This window comes from Vibrio sp. 1978 (genome assembly GCF_033344345.1).
The window spans coordinates 1-594 of record NZ_JAWPOP010000739.1 but is presented as its reverse complement, the minus strand read 5'-3'; the positions used below and the strand labels follow the sequence as shown (position 1 = coordinate 594).

The 594-nt window shown below is 48.8% G+C and carries 1 protein-coding gene; it reads left to right on the top strand.

Going from position 1 to position 594, the window contains the following annotated elements; translation table 11 throughout:
- Positions 1 to 594 (top strand): bifunctional chorismate mutase/prephenate dehydrogenase (tyrA, locus tag R8N49_RS28840; protein WP_318190664.1); only part of this gene is annotated, 594 nt, incomplete at both ends.

Genomic DNA, 594 nt, shown 5'->3' with positions numbered 1-594 from the left:
TCTTATGCCAGCGAGAAAGATTCCGGTTTTAAGTGTTTGAACCCAGAATTACGCTCAGTGGTCATTATTGGTGGTAATGGCCAGTTAGGCGGTCTGTTTGGCCGCATGTTCAAGCTATCAGGTTACCAAGTGAAAGTTTTGGGTAGCAAAGATTGGGATCGTGCGGATGAGATTCTCAAAGACGCAGGCCTAGTGGTTGTCACCGTACCGATTCACCTGACGGAAGGGGTGATTGAAAAACTGGGCACCTTGCCTCAAGACTGCATTCTGTGTGACCTGACGTCTATCAAGTCAAAGCCGCTGCAAGCGATGTTGAATGTGCACGCTGGACCTGTGGTTGGTTTACACCCGATGTTCGGCCCTGATGTTCCTAGTCTTGCCAAGCAGGTGATTGTGTACTGTGATGGGCGTGGTAACGAGCAATACCAATGGTTGTTGCAACAGTTTGGTATTTGGGGCGCGAGCTTGTGTCAGATTGATGCGCAAGAGCACGATCATGGCATGACGTTAATTCAAGCGCTGCGCCACTTCACGTCATTTGCTTACGGAATGCACCTTAGCAAAGAGAACCCGAATATTGAGCAACTGTTGAAA